This window comes from Microbacterium sp. M4A5_1d (genome assembly GCF_053345465.1).
Map to the genome: position 1 here is coordinate 173,576 of NZ_JBKFAD010000002.1, position 21,702 is coordinate 195,277.

General features: G+C 68.4%; 22 protein-coding genes and 1 tRNA gene. 15 read left to right on the plus strand and 8 right to left on the minus strand.

The genetic code is table 11. The features are described from left to right. The first annotated feature begins 233 nt into the window (after window positions 1-233). The 5 genes from ACLBWJ_RS09000 to ACLBWJ_RS09020 all read left to right on the plus strand — a co-directional run bounded on the left by ACLBWJ_RS09000 (window position 234) and on the right by ACLBWJ_RS09020 (window position 6,604). A complete protein-coding gene (locus tag ACLBWJ_RS09000; protein WP_282501765.1) occupies window positions 234-710 on the plus strand; it encodes a DUF2975 domain-containing protein in 477 nt (158 codons plus the stop codon). Next, the gene (locus ACLBWJ_RS09005; RefSeq protein ID WP_023953394.1) at window positions 710-928 is read left to right on the plus strand and encodes a helix-turn-helix domain-containing protein; all 219 of its coding nucleotides are present in this window, start codon (window positions 710-712) and stop codon (window positions 926-928) included. The genes ACLBWJ_RS09000 and ACLBWJ_RS09005 overlap by 1 nt, the downstream gene beginning before the upstream one ends. Window positions 929-1,048: 120 nt before the next feature. Beyond that, on the plus strand, window positions 1,049-2,521 hold the full coding sequence (locus tag ACLBWJ_RS09010; RefSeq protein ID WP_447660172.1) for a DUF3375 domain-containing protein: 1,473 nt from the start codon (window positions 1,049-1,051) through the stop codon (window positions 2,519-2,521). Then, window positions 2,514-3,248 carry a DUF4194 domain-containing protein gene (locus tag ACLBWJ_RS09015; RefSeq protein WP_274179100.1) on the plus strand — a complete coding sequence of 245 codons (735 nt, stop codon included), beginning with the start codon at window positions 2,514-2,516 and terminating at the stop codon, window positions 3,246-3,248. The genes ACLBWJ_RS09010 and ACLBWJ_RS09015 overlap by 8 nt, the downstream gene beginning before the upstream one ends. Then, window positions 3,245-6,604: an ATP-binding protein gene (locus ACLBWJ_RS09020; RefSeq protein WP_447660174.1), complete on the plus strand. Its 3,360-nt coding sequence runs from the start codon at window positions 3,245-3,247 to the stop codon at window positions 6,602-6,604. Before ACLBWJ_RS09015 ends, ACLBWJ_RS09020 begins: the two co-directional genes overlap by 4 nt. Window positions 6,605-6,644: 40 nt before the next feature. Here the strand turns inward: ACLBWJ_RS09020 and ACLBWJ_RS09025 are convergent, their stop codons facing one another. Next, window positions 6,645-7,061, minus strand: a complete 417-nt coding sequence (locus ACLBWJ_RS09025) for a hypothetical protein (protein WP_274179102.1) — start codon at window positions 7,059-7,061, stop codon at window positions 6,645-6,647. A 137-nt stretch (window positions 7,062-7,198) separates the two neighbouring features. Further along, window positions 7,199-7,282, minus strand: a tRNA-Leu gene (locus ACLBWJ_RS09030). Between the two features lie 141 nt (window positions 7,283-7,423). Between ACLBWJ_RS09030 and ACLBWJ_RS09035 the strand changes: the two genes are divergently transcribed. The 7 genes from ACLBWJ_RS09035 to pknB are packed head-to-tail and all read left to right on the plus strand — an operon-like array spanning window position 7,424 to window position 16,409. Continuing rightward, window positions 7,424-8,164, plus strand: coding sequence for an FhaA domain-containing protein (locus tag ACLBWJ_RS09035; protein ID WP_112615553.1), 741 nt, complete (start codon window positions 7,424-7,426; stop codon window positions 8,162-8,164). After that, window positions 8,161-8,718 carry an FHA domain-containing protein FhaB/FipA gene (locus tag ACLBWJ_RS09040; RefSeq protein WP_269268443.1) on the plus strand — a complete coding sequence of 186 codons (558 nt, stop codon included), beginning with the start codon at window positions 8,161-8,163 and terminating at the stop codon, window positions 8,716-8,718. Before ACLBWJ_RS09035 ends, ACLBWJ_RS09040 begins: the two co-directional genes overlap by 4 nt. Window positions 8,719-8,727: 9 nt before the next feature. Beyond that, on the plus strand, window positions 8,728-9,963 hold the full coding sequence (locus ACLBWJ_RS09045) for a PP2C family protein-serine/threonine phosphatase (protein WP_112615549.1): 1,236 nt from the start codon (window positions 8,728-8,730) through the stop codon (window positions 9,961-9,963). Window positions 9,964-10,019: 56 nt separating this feature from the next. Next, window positions 10,020-11,345, plus strand: a complete 1,326-nt coding sequence (locus ACLBWJ_RS09050; protein ID WP_112616917.1) for an FtsW/RodA/SpoVE family cell cycle protein — start codon at window positions 10,020-10,022, stop codon at window positions 11,343-11,345. Further along, the gene (locus ACLBWJ_RS09055) at window positions 11,342-12,799 is read left to right on the plus strand and encodes a peptidoglycan D,D-transpeptidase FtsI family protein (RefSeq protein ID WP_114587517.1); all 1,458 of its coding nucleotides are present in this window, start codon (window positions 11,342-11,344) and stop codon (window positions 12,797-12,799) included. Before ACLBWJ_RS09050 ends, ACLBWJ_RS09055 begins: the two co-directional genes overlap by 4 nt. Beyond that, a complete protein-coding gene (locus tag ACLBWJ_RS09060; protein ID WP_447660176.1) occupies window positions 12,796-14,649 on the plus strand; it encodes a protein kinase domain-containing protein in 1,854 nt (617 codons plus the stop codon). Before ACLBWJ_RS09055 ends, ACLBWJ_RS09060 begins: the two co-directional genes overlap by 4 nt. Before the next feature lie 11 nt (window positions 14,650-14,660). Next, window positions 14,661-16,409, plus strand: coding sequence for a Stk1 family PASTA domain-containing Ser/Thr kinase (gene pknB, locus ACLBWJ_RS09065; protein ID WP_274179104.1), 1,749 nt, complete (start codon window positions 14,661-14,663; stop codon window positions 16,407-16,409). Window positions 16,410-16,441: 32 nt separating this feature from the next. Here the strand turns inward: pknB and ACLBWJ_RS09070 are convergent, their stop codons facing one another. The 4 genes from ACLBWJ_RS09070 to ACLBWJ_RS09085 all read right to left on the minus strand — a co-directional run bounded on the left by ACLBWJ_RS09070 (window position 16,442) and on the right by ACLBWJ_RS09085 (window position 18,223). Beyond that, a complete protein-coding gene (locus ACLBWJ_RS09070; RefSeq protein WP_282501754.1) occupies window positions 16,442-17,083 on the minus strand; it encodes an anthranilate synthase component II in 642 nt (213 codons plus the stop codon). Then, entirely contained in the window at window positions 17,080-17,238 is a 159-nt protein-coding gene (locus ACLBWJ_RS09075; protein WP_181574158.1) for a hypothetical protein, read from the minus strand. Before ACLBWJ_RS09075 ends, ACLBWJ_RS09070 begins: the two co-directional genes overlap by 4 nt. Beyond that, window positions 17,238-17,963, minus strand: coding sequence for a class E sortase (locus tag ACLBWJ_RS09080; protein ID WP_274179106.1), 726 nt, complete (start codon window positions 17,961-17,963; stop codon window positions 17,238-17,240). Before ACLBWJ_RS09080 ends, ACLBWJ_RS09075 begins: the two co-directional genes overlap by 1 nt. A gap of 74 nt (window positions 17,964-18,037) precedes the next feature. Further along, window positions 18,038-18,223 carry a hypothetical protein gene (locus ACLBWJ_RS09085; protein WP_354451708.1) on the minus strand — a complete coding sequence of 62 codons (186 nt, stop codon included), beginning with the start codon at window positions 18,221-18,223 and terminating at the stop codon, window positions 18,038-18,040. A 361-nt stretch (window positions 18,224-18,584) separates the two neighbouring features. On the opposite strand from ACLBWJ_RS09085, the gene ACLBWJ_RS09090 reads away from it, so the two are divergent. Beyond that, on the plus strand, window positions 18,585-18,824 hold the full coding sequence (locus ACLBWJ_RS09090) for a cell division protein CrgA (RefSeq protein WP_023953414.1): 240 nt from the start codon (window positions 18,585-18,587) through the stop codon (window positions 18,822-18,824). Window positions 18,825-18,900: 76 nt separating this feature from the next. Here ACLBWJ_RS09090 and ACLBWJ_RS09095 read toward each other — a convergent pair whose 3' ends face one another. Together ACLBWJ_RS09095 and ACLBWJ_RS09100 are read right to left on the minus strand one after the other, a co-directional pair. Beyond that, window positions 18,901-19,800 (minus strand): rhomboid family intramembrane serine protease, encoded by a 900-nt coding sequence (locus tag ACLBWJ_RS09095; protein ID WP_274179108.1) that lies wholly within the window; start codon window positions 19,798-19,800, stop codon window positions 18,901-18,903. A gap of 7 nt (window positions 19,801-19,807) precedes the next feature. Continuing rightward, window positions 19,808-20,365 carry a peptidylprolyl isomerase gene (locus ACLBWJ_RS09100; RefSeq protein WP_181574157.1) on the minus strand — a complete coding sequence of 186 codons (558 nt, stop codon included), beginning with the start codon at window positions 20,363-20,365 and terminating at the stop codon, window positions 19,808-19,810. Window positions 20,366-20,457: 92 nt separating this feature from the next. On the opposite strand from ACLBWJ_RS09100, the gene ACLBWJ_RS09105 reads away from it, so the two are divergent. After that, window positions 20,458-21,036: a DNA helicase gene (locus ACLBWJ_RS09105; RefSeq protein ID WP_112615535.1), complete on the plus strand. Its 579-nt coding sequence runs from the start codon at window positions 20,458-20,460 to the stop codon at window positions 21,034-21,036. Window positions 21,037-21,041: 5 nt separating this feature from the next. Beyond that, window positions 21,042-21,527 (plus strand): aminoacyl-tRNA deacylase, encoded by a 486-nt coding sequence (locus ACLBWJ_RS09110; protein WP_274179110.1) that lies wholly within the window; start codon window positions 21,042-21,044, stop codon window positions 21,525-21,527. Window positions 21,528-21,702: the final 175 nt, after the last annotated feature.

A 21,702-nucleotide genomic window follows, 5' to 3' on the forward strand; every position in this document is an offset into this window, starting at 1 on the left:
CCATTCGGAGAGCCGGTTGATCTCGCGTGCGGCTTGATCGGGGTCGGCGTGGACCCCTCACACGGTTCGCAGCCCGCCGGGAACGATCGTTTATGGCCGGCCATCGCCAGGCACTTGGTTTGCGCTGTGAGGCCTGCTGACCCGGCCGGCATCCCGGCCGCTACGCGTCCAGGGGGTAGGCGCCTATCGAAAAACGATCTATCGTTTCTCGATACTTAGTGAAGGAGCGCGATATGAGCCGGACCCTGATCGCCACCGCCAAGATCGTCTTCGCCGTACTTGCCCTCATCGGGCTCGCGCTCCAGCTCTTCATCATCCCCGCGAACGTCGCCGGCCTCGCCAGCGCATACGCGGAGGTCGCCAGTATCGCGCCCGCCATCATCGGGTGGGGAGCCTTCGTCATCGCCTGCGGTCAGGCAGCGGTCATCGTCACGTGGCGCTTGCTCGATCTTGTGCGCGACAACAGCATCTTCACGACCGACGCCTTCACGTGGGTGCGCGCGCTGACGTGGTGCCCCGCCGCGATCGGGCTCAGCACCCTCGCGATGTTCGTGGTGCTCAACGCCGCGCATGTCACGCCGCCGGCGCTCATGCTCGGCATGCTCGCCGCGATCGGAGTCAGTGCCGCGGCGACGTTGATCCTGGCCGTGCTGTTCACGCTGCTTCGGCAGTCCGCCTCCATGCAATACGACCTTGCGGAAGTCATCTGATGCCGATCGTCGTCGACATCGACCGGCTCATGGACGAACGCGGCATGACCGTCGCTGAATTGTCCGCGGCGATAGGAATCACGCCAGCGAACCTTGCCGTGCTCAAGAACGGTCGCGCGAAGGCCGTCCGCTTCTCCACGCTCTCTGCCCTCTGTGAGGCGCTCTGCTGCCAGCCCGGCGACATACTCCGATACGACAACGCCCCAGCCGTCACGTAGGCTCGGGCACCCGCCGGTGTCTTGCATCCGGTCGCCGGACGTGCGGATGGCGAGATCCGCCGACGCTCGACGGGATCTGACCGACAGTTCGATGTCGGCGCGCCGGATACTGTTGCATGGATGGGAAGTACTCGCGCTGAGGCCGCATATGTGCGTGCGTTGTCGGCGTTCCGTACCCCCACGCTCGATCTCCTCCACGGCCGCTACGCGCCGTTCGTGGTCGCAACGCTCTCACTCGTCTTCTCCGTCGACCGGCCGTCCGTCGAGATCTCGGATGCGCATGCCGAGGTCGCCGAGATCGTCGACGAGCTGCGTGCAGCCGGATACGACGAGGACGATCGCGCGCTGCCGGCCGGTACAGCCCGCGAGATCTGTCGCTACTGGGTGCGGGTGGGATGGCTCGTCCCCCAGATCGACGGCGACGTCGAGGTCTACCGGCTGACGGCCCACGCGGTGGGCGCCCTGGAGATCACCGGACGCACGACCGGCGGACGCACCCGAGTCTCGAACTCCCGTGTCCGCACCCTCCTGGAAGCCGTCGAACGACTCTCCGACCACGCCGAAACCGACCCGGAGGTGCGCCTCACGCGCCTCATCCGCGAACGCGACGCGCTCGACGCCGAGATCGCGCGCCTTCAGCTCGGGGAATCCGAGCCGATCGACGATGAGCAGCTCCTCGAAGAGGCTGAGAACGTGCTGCATCTCGCGCGCGAGCTGCCCGCCGACTTCACGCGCGTCGCGGAGTCGATCAAGGCCATGCAGCGCGATGTCATCGCCGACCTCCGGCGCGACGTGCGCCCCACCGGCGAGGTACTGCGCGAGTACCTGCAGCGCGGACAGTACGTCATGCAGTCGACGCCGGAAGGCCGGGCGTTCGCCGGCGCGCTCCGGCTGATCGGCGATCCCGAGCGCATCGACAGCCTCACAGACCAGCTGCACACCCTGCTCACACAGCCCTTCGCGCGTCTGATGGACACCGAGCAGCGCGCCGAGCTCGACGCGATCTCGAGGCGCGTCGAGCTCGGCGTCGAAGAGGTTCTGACCGCCCAGCGCCGTGCGTCGCGGGTCATCACCGCGCAGGTGCGCACGCACGACCCCATCCGCGATCGCCACGTCGACGATCTGCTGCGCGATGTCATGGCCGGTCTGCAGGCCTGGACGCACAGCACGTCATCCGAGGCCACCGTCGACATGATCCGCAGCCTGCCCACAGCCGACATTCGCCACCTGCGGCAGTCGACGACCGACATCCGCCCACCGCGTGCGCCGGCACCGCTGTCGGCGTCCGACGGAGACGCGGAGATTCTGGATGCCGATACACGCGCGTGGGGCGGTCCGCGATACGCCGAGCTCGAGGCTCACGTCGCTGCCCTCGGCGAGGAGTTCGATCTGGGTGAGGCCTTCCTCGCCGCGGACGACGACGTGCGCCGTCCGGTCGACCTGGTCGGACTCCTCGAGATCGCCCACCGCAACGGCATGCGCGAGAGCGACGACCTCTCGGTGGTCGAGGCGCGCCGCCCCGACGGGACGACACGGCGCTTCGCGTTCGGATCCGTGACCGCCCGCACCTCGAAGGAGCCCGACGATGACTGACACCGCCACCCTCGGCACAGCCGACAGCGAGGCTCCGGTCGACGGCGCGTTCGTCGAGCCCGCTGCGATGGAAGACGACCTCGGCGAGCTCTTCCCCGGCGATCGTGGGGTGCTCGATCCCGCGGTGCGCCGCGTGCTCGTCCACCTGCTGCAGCGGCGGTTCGTGCTCGCCGACCGCAACCGCGAGGAGTGGACGGCCCTGCTCGACAATCAGCAGCTCGTCGAATCTCGCCTCAATGACCTGTTCGTGCGGCTCGTGATCGACCACGACCGCGGCGTCGCCTACAAGCAGCAGGTGCGCTCGGACGAGCTCGATGTTCCGATCCTGCTTCGGGATGCCGCATACACGCGGTCCGAGACCCTCGTCCTCGTACACCTGCGCACGGTGTATCAGCGGGAGTCGGCGGCCGGGGAGCCGGCCGCCCGGGTCGACATCGAGGACGTCGAGCAGACCGTGATGAGCTACTTCGCGGATGCCGACGGCGACACCGCGAAGCGGCAGAGACTGATCCGCAAGGCGATGGACCGGCTCGCTCGCGACGGCATCGTCGACGAGGAGACGACGGGACGCTTCCGCATCAGTCCGCTCGTCGAGATCGTCCTCAGCGCCGAGAAGCTGCGCGAACTGCGCGATTGGCTGCGCGACCGGTCGGAGGCGGACGACACCGGTGGCGTCGCGGCCGACGAAGACGACGAAGACGACGAGCCTCAGGAGGAGGAGCTGTGACGATGCTCGAGACGCTGTTCGGGCTCATCCCGGCGGCATCCCGCGGCCAGCAGTGGCTCGCCGAAGACCTTCAGCTCATCAACTGGGGCGGCTACGAGGGCGCCCACCGCGTGCGCTTCTCTCCCGGTGCCACTCTTCTGTGCGGTGGTTCGGGGTCGGGTAAATCCACGCTCATGGACGCCTACATCGCGCTCATGATGCCCCACACCACTCCCTTCAACGGCGCCTCGAACGGTGGCGTCACCGGGCGTCCGCGCGGCTCCGAGCAGCGCAACATCCTGTCCTACGGCCGCGGCAAGATCGACGAGTCGCGCACCGAGGACGGCACGAAGATGACCGTCCTCCGCGGCGACGGCGAAGACACCTGGACCGCGGTGTCGATGACGTGGATCGATCACGACGGGTCGCAGTTCACGGCGGTGCGAGCCTGGTACATCCCGGCGAGTGCACGCGTGCTCGAGGACACCGTGCGTGTGCGGGCGACGACCGATCGGGCCTTCGATCTCCGCTCACTCGAGCCGTCCGCCGCGCAGCGACTTTCCGATTCCGCCGTGCGCGCTGCGGGCCTGGAGCCCGTCGGAACGGACCGCGAGTTCTCGGCCCGCCTGCATGCCGTGCTGGGCATCGGCGCCGCGGGGGCCGGGGCCAAGGCTATGAGCCTGCTCGCGCGCATCCAGGCCGGCCAGCAAATCACGACCGTCGACGACCTCTACAAGCGTCTCGTGCTCGAAGAGCCCGAGACGATGGAGACCGCCGACGCCGTCGTGGCGCACTTCGACGGACTCGAGAGCACCCGCATGCGCATGCTGACGGCCCGGCAGCAGGTCACTGCGCTCACGCCCATCCCCCAGCTGCGCGCCAAGATGGCCGCCGCGACCGAGCGCGTGAACCTGATCGACGAGGTCGGCTCCTTCTCGGATGCCGGTTCGCTCGCCACACTCTGGCGAGCGAACAGACGCCTGGCGATGCTGCGTGAGGTCGAGACCGAGCTGCGCGAGCGCAAGACCGCGGCCGAGGTCACGCTGCGCGAGAAGCGCGCCCTCGCGGATGGCGCCGAGGCCGAACGCGACGGCCTGATCGACGTGCTCCGGCTCTCCGGCGGGGATCGCCTGGCCACGGCGCAGCGCGAGCTGCGAGAGGTGGAGCGACGGCTCGCCGACGTCCGGCGACACCGCGAGGTGTTCGACACCGCCGTCAAGAGTCTGGGCGTCGAACTCTCGAACCGCGACGAGTTCACCGCGTTCATCTCCCGCGCCCGGGCAGAGCTGGCCGACTCCGATGCGAAGGCGCGTGCCCGCTCCGCCTTCGCTGAAGCCGCGTCGACAGCGAAGGCCGCGCGGATCGAGGTCGCAGAGCTGGAGGCGGAGGCTCAGCGCGTAGCCTCACGCCACGGCAACATCCCGCCCGCTCTGCACGAGTCGCGCGAGCGGCTCGCGGAGGCCGCGGGACTCACGACCGCGGATCTCCCGTTCGTCGGCGAGCTCGTCGAGGTGCGCACCGAGTTCGAGCCGTGGCGCGAGGCGTTCAACCTCGCGCTCGGCGGCTTCGCGACCACGGTGCTGATCGACACCGCTCACCTGGAGCGCTTCCGGGCGGCGATCGAATCGGTCCACACCCCCGTGCGGTTGCGCTTCGAGGGCGTGCACGCAGGCATGGAGCCGGTCGCCAACCTCGACCCGCAGACCCTGCCCGGGCGCCTCGACTACCAGACCTCGCCGTTCACCGGTTGGCTGCAGGAGCGGCTCGAGACCCGCCACGGATACGTCTGCGTCGATTCCAGCGCCGAGCTGCCGAAGCATCGCATGGCGCTCACGATCACCGGACAGGTGGCGCAGGGCAACCGCGGCGCGCACGGTGGCCACGGTCGCGAGAACGTCCTCGGGTTCTCGAACGAGCGACGCCGGCACGACGTGGCACGTCTCGTCGACGACGCTCGCCGCCGTCTCGACGACGCCCTGCGGGAGCGGAAGGTCGCCGAGAGCGAACTAGACACCGTCGACTCGCGCCTTGCCGTGTACGCCAAGATCACCGACCTGACCTGGGAAGAGGTCGACGTCGAGGCGGTCACCGCGGAACGGGATCGCTGGATCGGCGTGCAGAGCGACGTCACGGCCGCCAACCCCGAGATCGCCGATGTGCAGCGACGGATCTCCGACATCAAGGACCGGATCTCACACCTGCGCGATGAGATCGCCCGCGTGTCGATCGAACGTGATCAGATCGAGGCACAGTGGGCCGAGGTGATCGACGACGTCGATTCGGATCAGTCCGTGCTCGACGACGCCGAGCGGGCAGAGCGCACTCTCACCGCCGCACAGTCCGCGTTCCTCGACGAGCGATTCCATCTCGATGGGCCGACCTCTGACGGCAGCCCGTCCCAGGCGCTGAACCGCTTCTCCGCGGCCCTCGCGACGGCCGCGCAGCGCCTCGCAGAGGACCGGCGGGCGGCCGTCGACGCCCTCGACGAGAGCCGCGATGGCCTGCGACGCATCATGGTGAGCTTCCTCGAGCGGTGGCCGAATCCGAACCTGCTGCCCGACCCCGACACCTCGATCGACGACTTCGAACGCGCTCTCCAGGCCCTCGAGACCAGTGGACTGCACGAGCTCGAGTCCGAGTGGCGCGACAGCCTGCTCAAACTGTCGGGCAACGACCTCACGAACCTCGACTCGACGCTCAGCCGATCGATCCGCGAGATCCGTGATCGCATCGACCCGATCAACCGCATCATGCAGGACCTCCCGTTCTACGACGACGACCATCGCCTGCAGATCACCACGCGCGAGAACCAGTCCGAACCTCGCCGTCGCTTCCGGCGCGAGCTGCGCGAGGTTCGCGGGCTGATCGAGAACGCCACCACAGATGATGAGCGCGAACACGCGTACCGCCGGATGTCGCGCCTCATCGGGCATATGCGCCGGTCGGCGCCCGATTTCGGCGACCTCATCGACGTCCGCAACCACGTTCGCGTGAGCGCAGAGCGCGTGGATGCCGTGACGAAGAAGCATGTCGCGCTCTACGACCACATCGGCGAGAAGTCCGGCGGAGAGTCGCAGGAACTCATTGCGTTCATCGTCGGCGCGGCCCTGCGCTACCAGCTCGGCGACGCGAGCGCCGAGCGCCCTCGCTACGCCCCCGTGTTCATGGACGAGGCCCTGATCAAGGCCGATGCACACTTCACCAAGCGTGCGATCGGAGCGTGGCGCGGACTCGGCTTCCAGCTCGTGATCGGCGCACCGAACGACAAATACAGCGCGATCGAGCCGCACGTCGACGTCGAGTACGACATCCTCAAGGACACGCGCGGTCGCTCCTGGGCTAAGCCGAAGGTCGCCCTGGAGGCCCCGGCGTCGTAACGGCGCGCGGTCCCGGGCATGCGGATCAGACGACCCATGCCTATAAGCGATCGCTCTCCCTCGTCGTGCGCCGAAAGCTCGGGATGACGTCGAAGTCTGACCAGAGGGCCTTCTCTACGACTGTGAACAGTCGCTCGCCCTGCTCCAGCCACTCGCTGCGGTGCCCGTCGGAACGCCAACCTGTCGGGAAGACGTATCCCGCCTCGAACCGTCCCTGCCAAAGCATGAGGTCTCGGACCACGTCCTCGGGGAGGCGACGAGCGATGTCTTCCACGGCGCCGCTGCTCTCCGGCCAGAGCGGGAAGATACAGCCGTAGTCGGGCTCCATTTTGACCGCCGGTACCCCGCCAGCTTCTCGGCGACGCGAGCGATCGAGAGCTTCCTCATCGGTCGCGAAGTCGGGCACGATGACTTCCAGCCACGTCTGCGGATCGACGATCGTCCTCTGCATGCCCATGGGGTGATGCTACGAGCTCACGCCCCACCCCCAGCCGGGCGCTATCCCCCAGGGCGGGCCGATCATCGTCCACGCGAACCTGCTGGGAACGCCGAAGGCCCCCGCCGGTTTCCCGGTCGGAGGCCTTCGTCTCACTGTGCGCGAGGGGGGACTTGAACCCCCACGCCCTTGCGGGCACTGGCACCTGAAGCCAGCGCGTCTACCTATTCCGCCACTCGCGCGAGAACGTGTTTCCACGAACTCAACTTCCCGAGGATATCACGCCGACGGCGGCTCCTGAGCCGCGATCCGAGCCCCAATGCATGGTCCGTTCAGCCTCGCTGACTACGATGAAGCAACCATCCGCCTGCCTGAGGAGCCCCGTGGGACTACTTGACAGCTTCGAGAAGGGTCTCGAGCGTGCCGTCAACGGCGCGTTCGCCAAGACCTTCCGCAGCGGCGTCCAGCCAGTGGAGATCGCCTCCGCCCTCCGCAGCGAACTCGACAAGAAGGCCGCCGTCGTCAGCCGCGACCGCATCCTCGTTCCGAACGCCTTCACGGTGCGCCTCTCCGACAACGATGCCGAGCGCATGAACGCGATCGGGCCCGCTCTCCTCGACGAACTCCGCGGGCTGGTCGAGAAGCACGCCAAGGCTCAGGGCTACTCGTTCTCGGGTGCCGTCTCGGTCTCCCTGCAGGACGACCCGCAGCTCTCGACCGGCACCGTCCGCGTCGACTCCAACTCCGATGCGGGCGCCCGCGTGTCGTGGCAGGCCGTGCTCGACATCGACGGCACACGGCATCCGATCGTCGCAGCGCGCACCGTCATCGGGCGCGGCAGCGACGCCGACATCACGATCCCGGATGCCGGAACCAGCCGGAAGCACGTCGAGATCCTCTGGGACGGCGAGCGCGCCATGGTGCGCGACCTCGGTTCCACCAACGGCACCCAGCTCAACGGCGCGCGGGTCAGCGAGGCCGCCCTGCCGTCGGAGGGCGTCGTGCGCATCGGTCGCACCGACATCGTCTTCCGCGTCGTCCCGCAGGCGCAGGCTCCCGCGCGGCCCCGGATGTCGGCGGCCGACGCGACCCGCATGTACGACACCCGAGGTGAAGCCCGATGAGTCCGCTCACCCTCCTGCTGCTGCAGATCGGCTTCCTGGTCCTGCTGTGGTTCTTCGTCTTCGCCGTCGTGTACTCGCTGCGCGCCGACCTGTTCGGCGTGAAGGTGCGCAAGCTCCCCGAGCCGGCGGCAGCCGGTGCTGCCCCGGCTGCGAGCCCCGCGGTCACCCGTCCGCCCACGTCGTCTCCGGATGCCGCGACCGCCGCCGTCGGCGCGGTCGGCACCCCGGCCCCGGCAGGCAAGGGCGGAAAGGCGACGACCGACGCCGTGTCGCGCATCGTCATCACGAGCGGCCCCAAGGCCGGCCTCGAGCTTCCGCTCGGCTCCGAGCCGCTGACCATCGGCCGCTCGAGCGAGTCAGGCCTCGTCATCCGCGATGACTACACGTCGAGCCACCACGCGCGTCTCGTGCTGTGGGGCAATCAGTGGATGATCCAGGACCTCGACTCGACCAACGGCACGTGGCACGACGGCGAGCGCGTCGCTTCTCCGGTTCCGATCGTCGTGGGTGCGCCGATCAAGGTCGGCGCAACGACGTTCGAACTGCGGAAGTAGCCCGCACGTATGGTCTTCCAGGGCTCCAGCGCCGCCATCTCGCATACCGGGAAGGTGCGCTCCAACAACCAGGACTCGGGCTTCTGCGGCTCGAACCTGTTCGTCGTCGCCGACGGCATGGGCGGGCATGCCGGTGGTGACGTCGCCTCGAGCCTCGCGGTTCGACGGCTCGAGAGCCTCGACCAAGCCTTCTCCACGACCACCGAGGCCGAGGCCGCCCTGCGCGAGGCGCTGGCCGACACCGCGGCAGAGCTGATCAGCACCGTCAAGGTGCGCCCCGAGCTCGCCGGCATGGGCACGACCGTCAGCGCGCTCGTCATGGTCGACGAGTACGCCGTGATCGCGCACATCGGCGACTCGCGCCTGTACCTCTTCCGCGACGGGGCACTGACCCAGATCACGACGGACCACACGTTCGTGCAGCGTCTGGTCGACTCGGGCCGCATCACCCCCGAAGAGGCTCGCTACCACCCGCGCCGTTCGGTGCTCATGCGTGTGCTCGGTGACATGGACCCCGATCCCGAGATCGACACGTTCATCATGCCCACGCAGCCCGGCGACCGGTGGCTGCTGTGCTCCGACGGACTGTCGGGCGTCGTCGACGACGCCCACACCGCGAAGGCGCTCGGGCAGGGTTGGGCTCCGGGCCGCACTGCCGACAGCCTCCTCAAGCAGGCCCTCGACGGCGGTGCGCCCGACAACGTCACGATCGTCATCGTCGACGTCGGAGGCCAGCACCCGCTGTTCAGCGGACCACCGACGGTCGTGGGGTCGGCGTCGCACCCGCTCGGTATCGAGGTGCCCGCCGCTCGCCCGCAGCGCAGCAGCTGGCTGCATCCTGCTCGCCAGGCCGCGAACGAGCCCACGCACTTCGAGCCTGCCGCGGAGTTCCTCGAGGAGCTGATCGAAGAGGACCGCCGCCGCGCACGTCGCCGCCGGATCACCTGGTTCGCCGGCTTCATCGTCATCCTGGCCGCGATCGGGGTCGTGCTCTTCGGTGCCTACAGCTGGACGCAGACGCGCTACTTCGTCGGCGTCGACGAAGACACGGTCGTGATCTACCGCGGCATCCCGCCGAGCATCGGACCGATCTCGCTCTCCTCGCCCGAGGAAGACACCGGAATCCCCCTCGCCGACCTGGCTCCCTACCAGCTCGACCTGGTGAAGCAGACCATCTCAGCCGACTCGCTCGCCGAGGCCCAAGCCATCGTCGAGAATCTGCGCGTGGACGGAGGATCATCGTGACCGGCACCGCCGTCTCGGCCGACACCTCGGTCATCAAGGCGCTGCGCAAACTGCGGATGCCGCAGACGCAGCGCAACCGCGAGCTGGGCCTGCTCCTGTTCGCGTTCGTCATCAACGCCGCGGCCCTCGCCCTCGTGCAGCTCGGAAAGAACGGGGCGATCGACTCGTCGTTCCTGATCTACTGCGCCGTGCTCGACGCGCTCGCACTGGCCATCCACGTCGTGCTGCGCCTCCGGGCGCGCGACGCCGACCCGTTCGTGGTCCCGATCGCCACGCTCCTCTCGGGCATCGGCATCGCCATGATCTATCGGATCGACCTGGAGGGCACCTCAGCCGGCTGGGACATGCTGGCCGTGCGTCAGATCGTCTGGTGCGCGATCGCCCTCGTGGCAGCCCTCATCGTCGTCATCGCCCTGCGCAACTACCGTGTGCTGTTCCGGTACACCTACGTGTTCGGGTTCGCGGGCATCGCGCTGCTTCTCCTTCCGTTCGTCCCGGGCCTCGGCGTCGAAGCCGGCGCCGACGTCTGGGTGTCGATCGGCGGCATCGTGTCGTTCCAGCCCGGCGAGCTGGCGAAGATCGCCCTCGCGATCTTCTTCGCGGGCTACCTCGTCCGCACGCGCGAATCCCTCACATCGGTCGGAACTCGATTCCTCGGGGTCACCTGGCCGCGAGCTCGCGAGCTCGGTCCGGTCCTCGTGATCTGGGCGATCTCGCTGGGCATCATCGTGCTGCAGCGCGACCTCGGCACCGGAACCCTGATCTTCGGCATGTTCATCGCGATGCTCTACGTCGCGACCGGTAAGACCAGCTGGGTCATGATCGGCCTGAGCCTGGTTCTCGCCGGCGTGATCCTCGCCTCGCAGGTGCTCCCCTACGTCAACGGCCGCTTCCAGAACTGGCTGAACCCGTTCGACCCGAACAACGTCGACGCCGCCGGCGGAAGCTTCCAGCTCATCAACGGCCTGTACGGCCTCGCCAAGGGCGGCTTCATCGGCACGGGGCTCGGCCAGGGTCGCCCCTGGATGACGCCGTTGTCGCAGAGCGACTACATCTTCCCGAGCCTCGGTGAGGAACTCGGCCTCATCGGCGTCTTCGCCCTGCTGTGCCTCTACATGGTGTTCACGAGCCGCGGCGTGCGCATCGGCCTCGCCGGTCAGGACGACTTCGGCAAGCTCCTCGCGACGGGCCTGTCGTTCACGATCGCGCTGCAGGTGTTCATCATGGTCGGCGGTGTGACCCGCGTCATCCCGCTGACGGGGCTCACGACACCGTTCCTGGCTGCCGGCGGCTCGTCCCTCGTGGCCAACTGGATCATCGTGGCCCTCCTCCTCCGCATCTCGGATGCGGTTCGCTCTCGACCCCGGGTGGTGATCGGATGACCAAGGAACTGCGACGACTCAGCTTCGTGATGCTGGCGATGTTCCTCGCCCTGTTCATCTCGACCAGCTGGATCCAGGTGATCCAGGCCCAGGCGCTCAACGAGAACCCGGGCAACCGGCGAACGCTGTACGACTCGTTCGAGGTGCAGCGCGGTTCGATCATCGCGGGCGGTTCGGTCGTGGCGGCATCCGTGCCGAGCGGCGACATCTACTCCTGGCAGCGCCAGTACACGGATGCCGCGATGTGGGCGCCCCTCACCGGCTGGATCAACCCGGTGCTCGGGTCGTCGTCGGGGATCGAGCAGATCATGAACCAGTCGCTCTCCGGCACCGACGACACCCAGTTCCTCGCCCGCCTCGAGCAGATCATCTCGGGCGCACCGGCGCGCGGATCGAACGTCCTGCTCACGGTGGACCCGAGAATCCAGCAGGCGGCCTTCGACGCACTCCAGGGCTACGAGGGCGCCGTCGTCGCGAGCGACCCCTCGACCGGACGCATCCTCGCCATGGTCACGAGCCCGAGCTTCGACACCAACCTGCTGGCGTCGCACGACTCCGCCGGCGTCAACGCCGCGTACGACGAACTCGCGGCCGACCCGCTCAAGCCGCTCTTCAACCGGGCGATCGACGGCGATCTCAACCCGCCGGGATCGACGTTCAAGCTCGTCGTGGCCTCCGCCGCGCTGTCGTCGGGCAAGTACACGCCCGAGTCGACGTTCCCGAACCCGGCGACGTGGACGATCCCCGGCACGAGCAACACGCTTCACAACTTCGACCTCGGCACCTGTGGCCCCGGCGACACGGTCACTCTCGCGACCGCGCTGCGGCTCAGCTGCAATATCCCGATGGCCGAACTGGCTGTCGAGCTCGGCGACGACGCCATCCGCGAAGAGGCCGAGAAGTTCGGCTTCAACAGCGAGATGGAGATCCCGCTCGCGACCGCCGCGTCGCAGTACCCCCGCGGGCTGAACGACGCCCGCACGGCGCTCTCGGGGTTCGGTCAGGGGGACGTGACCGCGACGCCGCTGCAGATCAACCAGGTTTCAGCCGGCATCGCGAACGGCGGCATGGTGATGAAGCCGCAGCTTCTCGACTCCGTCGTCGCACCCGATCTGACCGTGCAGGAGAAGTTCGAGCCGAGCGAGTTCGGCCGTGCTCTCAGCAAGGATGTCGCCGAGCAGATGCGGACGCTCATGGTCGCCAATGTCCGTGACGGAGCGGCGAGCGGTGCAAGAATAGACGGCGTCGATGTCGCCGGAAAAACGGGCACTGCGGAGCACGGTCCAGGCGATCCGTACACGTTGTGGTTCACCGGCTTCGCGCCGGCGGACAACCCCCAGGTGGCCGTCACTGTGATGGTCGAGAACGGGGGCGGCCAGGGGCAGGCCGGGACGAGCAGCGGGATCGCAGCCCCCATTGCGAAGAAGGTTATCGAGGCGGTGCTGAACAGATGAGACCCATGCAAGGCGTGAGCTTCGGCGGGCGTTACGAACTGGATTCGCGGATCGCGATCGGCGGTATGGGCGAGGTGTGGGAAGCCACTGACCACGTCATCGGCCGCACTGTCGCGATCAAGATCCTCAAAGACGAGTACATGGGCGACCCCGGGTTCCTCGAGCGCTTCCGCGCCGAGGCCCGTCACGCGGCGCTCGTGAACCACGAGGGCATCGCGAGCGTCTTCGACTACGGCGAGGAGAACGGCAGCGCCTTTCTGGTGATGGAGCTGGTGCCCGGCGAGGCGCTGTCGACGATCCTCGAGCGCGAGGGCTCGCTGTCGTCCGACAAGACGCTCGACATCGTCGCCCAGACCGCCTCGGCGCTGCAGGCTGCGCACGCCGCGGGCCTCGTGCACCGCGACATCAAGCCCGGCAACCTGCTCATCACGCCCGACGGCCGTGTGAAGATCACCGACTTCGGTATCGCGCGTATCGCCGACCAGGTTCCGCTCACCGCGACCGGTCAGGTCATGGGCACCGTCCAGTACCTCTCCCCCGAGCAGGCCTCGGGGCACCCGGCCTCGCCGGCCACGGACATCTACTCGCTCGGCATCGTCGCGTACGAGTCCGTGGCGGGCAAGCGTCCGTTCACGGGTGAGTCGCAGGTCGCGATCGCCATGGCGCAGATCAACGAGCAGCCGCCGCCGCTGCCCGCCACGGTCTCCGACCCGGTGCAGAAGCTCATCCTCGCGATGATCGCGAAGAAGCCCGACGACCGTCCGGCGTCCGCCTCGGCCGTCGCGCGGGCGGCATCCGCTCTTCGCCGTGGCGATCTGGCCGCGGCGCATGCCGCGGTGCCGGCGATCGCGGCCGGTGCGGGCACGAGCGACGTCACGCAGCTGATGCCCTCCGCAGGCGGCGACACGGCGACGTTGCTGCTCCCGGCCGGAGCCGCCGCTGCCGGGGCCGGCCTCGCGGCCGCGGGTGCGGCGGGCGCTGCGTCCGAAGCCGCTGCTGCGGACGACAACCTCGCCGAGACGCCGAAGCGCAAGCGCAGCCGGTGGACCTGGCCGCTCGTCGCGCTCATCGCCCTGCTCGTCATCGTGCTCGGCGGCACGCTGTTCGCCCTGCTCTCCGGCAACGGCGACCCCGAGCCCGACCCGTCGACCCCGACCAACGCGGCACCCTCCACTCCGGAGAACACCCCGTCCACGCCGCCGAGCCCGAGCACTCCGGCGTCGATCAACGTCGACGACCTCGGCCTCATCGGCCGCTCGTGCGAAGACGCCCTCGCCGTCGCCGAACGGGCCGGCCTCGAGAACGTGACCTGCGCACCCGGCAACGCCGCGCCCAGCGAGGACCAGGTCGGTCAGGTCTACGAGGTGGTGCCGCTCGGCAACGTGCAGCCCACCGATTCGGTGACCCTCACGTCGTACGCGGAGCAGAGCCCGCTCAACGCCCCCGCCGCTCCGACGATCCAGTCCAACGGCCAGACCGTCACCAGCGTGACCGCCGGCTCGACGGTTCAGGTCATGTGGTCGAGCTACGCGTGCCCCGCCGGCCTGACGCCGTCGGAGTACCGCTTCACGGTGTCGGGCGGGACCTTCGCCAACGGCCAGACCACGTCGAGCTTCAGCCTTAACCAGCGCCCCGCGCCCGTCACCGTCGGCGACTCCGGAGCGCTCTCGGTGACGTACACCGTCACCTGCGCCGGCGAGAACGGTGACCGCACGTCGCCCGCCTCCCCCGAGGCCGCCGCCACCATCCAGACGGCGCCCTCTCCGAACCCCAGCCAGAACGGGAACGGCGGCGGCAACGGCGGCGGAAGCGGCAACGGCGGCGGGAACGGCAGCGGAAGCGACGACTGACCGGTTCGACCATGAGTCCCACATCCGAGTACGAGTCGAACGCAGGGAGTGACGTGTCGGCAGAGCAACGTGTGCTGTCAGGGCGCTACCGCATCGACGAGCCCATCGGGCGCGGCGGAATGGCGAGCGTGTACCGGGGGTACGACGTCACCCTCGGGCGTGACGTGGCGATCAAAGTGCTCAAGCGCGAGCTGGCCGACGACCCCGGCTTCCGCATGCGGTTCCGCCTCGAGGCGCAGGCCGCGTCGCGGATGGCCCACCCGTCGATCGTCCGTGTGTTCGACGCCGGTGAGGACACCGAGACCGACCCCGACAGCAGTGACCACTCCGTGCCGTACATCGTCATGGAGCTCGTGACGGGTCGACTGCTGAAGGACATGGTCGAAGCCGGCCCCATCAGCGAGTCGGATGCGGTGCGCTACGTCGACGGCATCCTCGAAGCCCTCGAGTACTCGCACCGCGCCGGGGTCGTGCACCGCGACATCAAGCCGGGCAACGTCATGATCACCGACGCCGGCACCGTGAAGGTCATGGACTTCGGTATCGCCCGGGCCGTTTCGGACTCGTCGTCGACGGTCGCGGAGACCACGGCGATCATCGGCACGGCGGCCTACTTCTCCCCCGAGCAGGCCAAGGGCGAGCCGGTCGACGCGCGCGCCGACCTCTACTCGACCGGTGTCGTGCTCTACGAACTGCTCACCGGGCGGGCGCCGTTCCGCGGTGAGACGCCGGTTGCCGTCGCCTACCAGCACGTGAGTGAAGCTCCCCTGCCGCCGTCGGAGATCGTCGAGAACGTGCCGCGCGCGCTGGATGCCGTCGTGCTGCGCGCTCTCGCGAAGAGCCCGTTCCAGCGATTCCAGGACGCGACGGAGTTCCGTGCCGCGCTCGACCAGGCGGTCGGCGGCAAGCAGCCGACCAAGCGTCAGATGGGGGCCCTCGCGAGCGAGCTGTACGGGCCGGATCCGCGGCACGCGGCCGAGACGGCACGATCCCTGCGTCAGCTCAGCACCGACAACACGATGCGCCGCACGCAGTCCGGCCCGCCCGTCAGCTGGATCTGGGCCGGAGTGGCGGTGCTCGCCGCCCTGCTCATCGCGGTGCTCATCTGGGTCCTGGCATTCCGTGACACGACCACGACCGTGCCTAGTACGTCGCGGGTCGTGCCGGAGGTCGCCGGCAAGTCGTGGGACCTGGCGGAGAATCTCATCGAAGAAGCCGAGCTGGATCCGGTCCGTTCCGACCGCAGCGACGACGCGGTGCCGCCGGGCGACGTCATCAGCACCGAGCCCGCAGCAGGCATCACCCTCTCGCCGGGCCAGCGCGTGACCGTCTACGTCTCGACGGGCCAAGAGATGGCTACCGTCCCGACCCTCCAGAACCTCTCACGCACCGAGGCGACCGAAGCGCTGCAACGTGCCGGGCTGCAGCTGGGCACCGTTCGATCGCGCAACGATCCGACCCTGCCTGCCGGCACGGTCATCGAGGCGTCGGCGCCCGAGGGCTCGGCTCTCGCCATGGGATCGTCGGTCAACCTCGTCGTCGCCAGCGGCACCGTGACCCTCGTCGACCTGACCGGGTACACCGTCGAGGCCGCCGAGCGCGAGCTGCAGCAGGAATCGCGTCAGCTGATCCCCGAGGTCATCGAAGACCCGGGCTGCGCGGCAGCAGCGGGCGGTCGCACCGTCTCGTCGCAGTCGCTGGCACCGGGCGAGGTCCCGATCGGATCGACCGTCACGCTCCGGGTCTGCACCGGCAGCTGAGACCCGCGCCTCACCGGCTCCGGCGCACCGGTTCAGGTGACGGTTGCATCCCGTCGATGCGGGTGCAACCGCGCCCCGCGCTCCTGCGCGCCGTTCAGTCCGACCGACGCCAGCCAGTTCCCCAGCATCCGGTAGCCGCCATCGGTCAGCACGGACTCGGGATGGAACTGCACGCCGACGACGGGTGCGTCACGGTGGGCGATCGCCATGACCGTGCCGCCCGGCGCGCGTGCGGTGACCCGCAGCTCGGCGGGCACCGTCGCGGCGTCGACGGCGAGAGAGTGGTACCTGCCCGCCGCGAAGGTCGTCGGCACGCCCTCGAACAGGAAAGACCCGTCGTGTCGCACGTCCGACGTCATCCCGTGCATGAGTTCCGGCGCCTCCCCCACCGTCGCGCCGAACGCGACCGCGATGGCCTGATGCCCGAGACACACCCCGAGCAGCGGAACCGCGGATGCCGCGGCTGCGCGCACGACGTCGATCGAGGCGCCCGCATCCTCCGGAGTGCCCGGTCCCGGCGACACGAGGACGCCGTCGAAGCCCGCCATCACGTGTGAGGGGTCGCTCACGGCATCCGACTCCACCATCTCGGTCTCAGCGCCGAGCTCATGGAGATAGCCGACCAGAGTGTGGATGAAGCTGTCGTGATTGTCGATCACGAGGATCGCGGTCACCCGACCGTCGACTCCTCGCCCGGCGCGAAGAACGGCGCGATGGCAGGGAACACCCAGAAGAACAGCGCATAGACGACCGCAGCCGCGAGGATGAGCAGGAAGAACAGCCGGAGCCACCAGGGTCCGGGGAGAACTCGCCACAGTGCTCCGTACATCAGGCGGAGACTCCCTCTGTCAGCGACGCCGGCGGACCCGCCGAGGTCGGGGTGAACTCTTCGAAGACCGCGTACGAGATGATGCGCTCGAGCATGTTGAGTTTCGGGGCGCAGCTCGTGAGGGTGAGGTACTTGCCGTTAGCGCTGAGGTCGACCTGCTGGGGAACCGGGTTGAGTACCTCGATCGCCGTGTCCTGCACGTACTCGACGTTGCGGAATCGGTAGGTGTACCAGCCGTCCTGGGTCTGGATGACAATGGCGTCGCCGACCACGAGCCGGTCGACCGGGTCGAAGGGCGCACCCGAGGTCCACCGGTGCGCGGCGACAGCCATGTTGCCGTCGGCGCCCGGCATCGCGGAACCCTCGTAGTGACCGATGTGGCCCTTGTCGAGGATCGCCTTCTTCGCCGTGCCGTTCGCGATGGTGAACTGCCAGTCGGGACCGAAACGCGGGATGTACATGATGCCGAACTCCGCGCCCGGCTCGGGCTCGGCCAGCACGGGAATCGCGGCGGGGTCCACCGGCTCGGGCTCACCGGTAGGCGTCTCGGCCGGCGTCGGAGCCTCTTGGGCCTGGGTCTGCCACTGCTGCGCGAGCGCCGCGGCCTCCGCCTGCTTCTGCGATCCGATGATCATGTCGCCGAACCACATCTGCCAGCTCACGAAGAGCAGCATCACCACACCGGCGGTCAGAAGGAGCTCGCCGAAGACGCTGATCACACTCACGCGTCGCCGCGGGCGCGACGGCGAGCGACGTGAGCGTCGGGACGACGTGCGAGTGCTCTCCACAGTCGCAGAGTTTAGCCCGCAGCCCTGGAAGAACTCACTGTGGCGACGAGACGGCGCACCGCGCTGGATGTCGGCAGATCGACCCAGAGGCGGATGCTGCCGGTCCTGACGCCTGCGCCGTTGACAACCGCGGCACCGCCGAGGTCGTCGAGCAGCGGATGCATCTCGGCCGCGACCGACTCCGGGAGATATCCCACACCGCGACCGTTCGAGAAGGCTGCGATGTTGCCGCGGCCCCGAGACGCGTCCACTTCGGTACGCAGGACATAGGCACGAGGATGACGGCTCTGTCGCTCACGGTCGTTCACGAGATAGTGAGTGCGTTCGAGTCTGACCGCGCGAGACGGGAGCTCCCGCAGATCCGGCAGGTCGTCGTGCCGGCTGACGCGCCCGGTCACTGCGTGGACGATCTGTTCCCACCATGCGGGCATCTCGGCCCCTCTCGATTCGGCATGCCATCACCGAGGCGGAGCACTCCCCTACTGTCTCACGGCCGGCCTGTGGGAGTCCTGACGGGTGAGCCCGGGCGACTCGAGGTCCGACGGCTAGGATTCTCCCATGGCATCTTCCAGCGACCACGACGACCCGACCGTGGAGCGACGCCCCGCAGATGACGCACCTAACCCGGTCTGGTTCAAGCCGATCATGCTGGGGCTGATGCTCATCGGACTCGTGTGGGTGCTCGTCTTCTATCTCAGCAACTCCACGCTTCCCGTGCCCGGTATCGGGGGCTGGAACCTGGTGATCGGTTTCGGCATCGCCTTCGTGGGCTTCCTCATGACCACGCGGTGGCGCTGACCGGTTGTCCACATGGGGTGAATCACACCGGTGTGATTCCATCCCCACCTGGGGATAGGCCTGTGGATAACTTTCGTCAGTAGAGGGCGAGGGGCACCGCGAGCAGAGCGATCAGCCCCGCGGCGGTGGCGCCGAGCAGCCAGACCTGCAAGCGCTGACGGCGGATCGTTCGCGTGCGCGCGAAGATGAAGCCGACGAGCGCGCCCACCGCCAAGCCGCCGACGTGCGCCTGCCACGAGATCTGCGTGCCTGCGCTTCCGCCGAGCCCGCTCAGGAGCAGCGGCAGGAACGTGATGACGAGGTTGATTCCCAGAACCACGGCGATTCCCGTGATGTTCGCGCCGATATGACGGCCGATCACGAGCAGGGCGCCGAAAAGGCCGAAGATCGCGCCCGACGCACCGACGACAGCCGATGAGAACCCGAACAGCACGACTGCGACCGATCCCCCGAGGCCGCTGAGCAGATAGAGCGCGAGGAAGCGGCCGCGACCGAGCATCGGCTCGAGGCTGCGCCCCAGCATCCAGAGCGCGAGCATGTTGAGCCCGACGTGCCAGAAGCCGCTGTGGACGAGCAGCACCGTGAACAGCCGCCACGGCTCGAAGGTGCCGCTGAACTCCGGGTAGAGCAACGGGGGGTACATCGCCAGAGTCGACGTGACCACGGACCCCAGGCCCGGGATGAGTCCGACGATGAACACGAAGAACGTCACGCCGATGATCCCGTAGGTGACCAGCGGCCGTGAGTCGTCGGAGCGCACCGCGCGCAGGACGCGCGGTGCGCGGCGGGGACGCGGCGCGTCCGAGCTCTTCTGCTGATCACGCAGACATTCGGGGCAGATCACTCCGACGGGCATCTGGGTCTGGCACTCCGCGCAGATCGTGCGCAGGCACCGCTGGCAGAGCACGAAGCTCTGCCGATCCGGATGCCGGTAACAGAAGTTGTCGGGGTTGCTCCGCAGCTCGGACGCGCTCACGTACCGCTCAGACCGTGACGACGTCGATCGACGAGATGACCACCGGGTCGACCGGACGGTCCTGTGCGCCGGTCTTCACCGAGGCGATCGTGTCGACGACCTGGCGCGACGCGTCATCCGCGACCTCGCCGAAGATGGTGTGCTTGCCCTGCAACCAGGGGGTCGGGTCGGTGGTGATGAAGAACTGCGAGCCGTTCGTGCCCTCGGCCTTGCCCGTGATCGCGTTGCGGCGCAGGCCCGCGTTCGCCATCGCGAGGATGTAGGGCTTCTGGAAGTCCAGCTCGGGGCTGATCTCGTCGTCGAAGTTGTAGCCGGGGCCGCCGATGCCCTGACCGAGCGGGTCGCCGCCCTGGATCATGAAGTTCGGGATGATGCGGTGGAAGATGACGTCGGTGTAGAGGGGGCCCTCGCCGGGCTTGCCCGTGGCGGGGTTGGTCCACTCCTGCGAACCGTCGGCGAGACCGATGAAGTTTTTCACCGTGCGGGGGGCCTGGTCGCCGAAAAGGTTGACGACGATGTCGCCGTGGTTGGTGTGGATCGTCGCTACTGCAGTGTGCTGAGGCATGTGTGCCATTCTCGCACCTGTCAATGCCCTGCTGGCTGGAGCGCTCTCTGGCAAGATGAGGGAAAACGTCCCACGATGCAGGGAGGGCCCACGTGAGCCTCAGCCGCAAGCGCAAGAAGCAACTCCGCAAGCTCCAGAAGCAGGCGAACACCCTGTGGGAGTCGCAGCAGGTCCTGATGGGAGAGGCCGCTAAAGTCGCACGCGACGCCGGCCACCAGCTGGGCAACTACAACCGCGAGCACGTCAAGCCCGCCGTTCAGAACACCTACGAGCAGTACGCGGCGCCGTACGTCGACAAGAGCGTTCGCGCGACCCGCAAGGTCTACAACGGCGCGCTCATCCCCGCCGCCGGTGCTGTCGTGGGCGGCGCGCTCTCCGTGTGGGATGCGGCCAACGACACCCGTGGACGCCTCGCCCATGGCCGCGGCGTCGACCTCGACCTGTCGTCGGTGAAGAAGAACGCCGCCAAGTACGGCAAGAAGGCGACGAAGAAGTTCCAGTCGCGTGCCGCACTGCCGGAGCCGAAGAAGAAGCGCGGCGCCGGTGGCGTCATCGCTCTGATCCTCGGCGTCACGGCCGCAGCCGGCGTGCTCTACGCCGCCTGGCAGACGCTTCGCGCGGACGACGAGCTGTGGGTTGCCGACGACCCGCTGCGCGCTCCCGACGCCTGAATCGGATGACAGAAGATCTCGAGCCCACGTCTCGGGTCCGCCTCGCGGCGGCCGAGCGTGGGCTCGATGTCGTCGTTCGGCCGCGTCCGGATGCTGCGAGCCTCGATGAGGCCGCCGCGCTCCTCGGTCTCGAACCCGACGACATCGTCAAGACGCTCGTGGTCAAGCGGAGCGACGACACGTATCTGTTCGCGCTCGTCCCGGGCGACCGGGTCATCTCGTGGCCGAAGCTCCGCGCCCTCGTGGGGGTCAACAAGCTGCGCCTGCCCGAGCCCGAGCTCGCCCTCGCGGCGACCGGGTACGAACGCGGCACGATCGTGCCGATCGGCAGCACCCATGACTGGCCGGTCTTCGCCGATTCGTCCATAGCGGGCCGACGCATCGCGATGGGCGCCGGCGCGCACGGCTACAGCCTGTTCGTCGACGCCGACGCTCTCATCGCCGCCTACGGCGCAACCGTCGCCGATATCACGGAGCAGCGTTCGCGCTGACGGGTCGCTCCCGATCGTCGCGCGGGGTCACCGCGTGAGAGAACGTCTGGCACCTAAGCGCAGGACGACGTGGACGCGCAACTCGTCGACGTCGTACTGCAACACGACGACGTCGAGCACGAGCAGGTCGAGGTGGTGCTGCACGCGCTGCTCGTCGTGCTCGTCGAAGCCGCCG